This window comes from Thermodesulfovibrionales bacterium, assembly GCA_035622735.1.
Classification (GTDB): domain Bacteria; phylum Nitrospirota; class Thermodesulfovibrionia; order Thermodesulfovibrionales; family UBA9159; genus DASPUT01.
The window spans coordinates 1-2,489 of record DASPUT010000070.1 but is presented as its reverse complement, the minus strand read 5'-3'; the positions used below and the strand labels follow the sequence as shown (position 1 = coordinate 2,489).

Sequence of the window (2,489 nt, the reverse complement as noted above, 5' to 3'; positions counted from 1 at the left end):
CTCACGATTTCCGACTACCTTCATCGTCACGGGATACCGGTGAGGATCGTGAATCTCGCGATGAAGATGCTCAGGTCCGAATCCTTCAATCCCGAAAAATTCATAAAGAAACTCGACGCGCTCGCCTTCGGCATCGACCTCCACTGGCTCCCCCATGCCGACGGGAGCCTGAGCCTCGCGGAACTGCTCAAGAAACACCATCCCGAAAAGCCGATCATTCTCGGCGGATTCTCTGCCACCTATTATCACGCTGAGATCATGGCAGACTATCCCTTCATCGATTTCATCGTGCTCGGCGATTCCGCTGAGGAGCCTCTCCGGATGCTCATGGAGGCGATAAAGGCGGGTACCGGCTTTGACCGCGTGCCGAACCTTGTCTGGAGGGACGGTAGCGGAAAGGTGCTCACGAACGAGTTTTCGAATAGGCCTGAGGCCCTTGATTACATCCATTTCGATTACCTTCACCTCCTCAAAATGGCGATAAAATACCGGGACCCTTCCGGGTATATCCCGTTCAAATACTGGCTTACCTATCCCGTGACAGCGGTATTTCAGTGCCGGGGGTGCAGCCATAACTGTGCTTCCTGCGCCGGTTCCCTTTCATCCTTTAAGAGGCTTTGCTTGAGAGAAAAACCGTGCTTCAGGCCCCCGGAGCTTTTGGCAGAGGACATCAAAAAAATCTCCGAGTATACGGGAGCTCCGGTCATGGTGATAGGGGACTTTCTACAGGCCGGCCAGGATTACGCAACGCGATTTCTCGATGCGGTCAAGAAGTACCACATAAAGAATGAGGTGACCGTCGAATTCTTCACTCCTCCCCCCGAAAACTTCATCAGGAAGGTTGCCGATTGTCTCGAAAACTTTAATGTCGAGGTATCACCGGAATCGCATGATATCAGGGTCAGGAAGACCTTCGGGAAGCACTACGAAAACAGGGAGCTGGAGCAGATGATAGGGACGCTCCTCGATGTCGGCTGTAAGAGGATCGATGTCTTCTTCATGGTCGGTCTGCCCTATCAGGATTACGACTCGGTCATGGAGACGGTCGGATACTGCGAAGAACTCCTCCGGAAATTCGGATCTACGCAGCGTCTTCTTCCCATGATAGCACCTCTCGCGCCCTTTATAGACCCAGGCAGCAGCATCTTTGAAGAGCCGGAAAAGTTCGGCTACCGCCTCTCCGCCAAGACCCTCAGGGAGCATAGGGAGGCGATGCTTCTGCCGAGCTGGAAATACACCCTTAATTACGAGACCGACTGGATGAACAGGGATGATATCGTGAGGGCCACCTATGACGGGGCGCTCAAGCTCGTCGACATAAAGGAACGGTATCGGGTCATCGGCAAGAAGAATGCGGCGATGATACGGAAACACATCGAGAAGGCGAAGTTCCTCATCGATCGCATCGACGGCTCAGGCCGGATAGATGAAGCAACGAAGAGAGAGGTTCTCCGCTTCAATAACCTCGATTCGCTTTGCGACAAGCACGAGCTCGACTGGCCGATAAAGGGCTGGAGGCTCAATTTCCTGAATCTCTTCAGGCTGCTGATACGATGAGGACGCCTTCAGCCCCGATGAACAAGGACAAGTGACACCCATCGTTCATCCATGAGTGTTTCCCTAACAGTCAGCCCCGCTCTTTCTATCGCCTCTATGACATCATTTTCCTGACCTGAGAGCATGCCGGAAAAGATCGCGAGCCCCGAGGGCTTGAGACGGCACGCGACGTCCGCGGCGATTCCGATAAGAACCTCCGATATGAGGTTCGCCGCTATCACGTCAAAGGGGGCACGAACATCGGAGATGCTGCCTGCGCGTATCTGAACGTTGCGGAGGCCGTTCAGCTCTACATTCCGCCTCGCCGCATCAAGGGCAAGCGGGTCCGTGTCAAGGCCTATTACTTCGTGATAACCGAGTCTTGAGGCTGCCACAGCGAGGACCCCCGTGCCGGTGCCGACGTCGAGAAACCTGGTAAGGCCTCCTGTTCTGCTGCGATGGTTCAGGGAGGCTCCTTCTCTCGATACCGTTTCTATGAGCATGAGACATCTCCTCGTCGTTTCATGGTGACCTGTACCGAAGGCCATGCCCGGGTCGATGATAAGATTGATGCGGAGAGGATTTTCCTCTTCCCAAGGAGGAAGAATCGTCAGATTTTCGCCGATATCGAGAGGACGAAAGGTCTTTTTCCATGCTTCGTTCCAGTCCCTTTCAGAGAGGGTCACCTCGTGGAATGAGAGATCGTGACTCAGTCCCGACTCCCTGAGGATTGATTGAAAGGAGAGTAACCCGTCTCTGATTCTGCCGAGATCGATCGTATCCGGGAAATAGGCGACCATCGCTCCGTCTCGTTCGAAGGAGCCGAGACAGCCCATCTCCGTCAACCTGTTCGTGAGGGCCTCTCTCGATTCATCAGCTACCGCAATGGTGAATTCATAGTATCCCATCCCTCTTACTATAACGCAGAAGCAACAGGGAAAGGTTCCGATGAT

Annotated in this window: 2 protein-coding genes; one reads left to right on the top strand and one right to left on the bottom strand. The window is 53.9% G+C overall.

The window, feature by feature from the left end; all coding sequences use genetic code 11:
- Positions 1-1,557, top strand: a 1,557-nt coding sequence (locus tag VEI96_03930) for a TIGR04190 family B12-binding domain/radical SAM domain protein (GenBank protein ID HXX57125.1), incomplete at its 5' end; no start/stop codon positions are given.
- Positions 1,558-1,565: 8 nt separating this feature from the next.
- Here VEI96_03930 and VEI96_03925 read toward each other — a convergent pair.
- Positions 1,566-2,489: 50S ribosomal protein L11 methyltransferase (locus VEI96_03925; protein ID HXX57124.1), on the bottom strand; the 924-nt coding region annotated here is incomplete at its 5' end.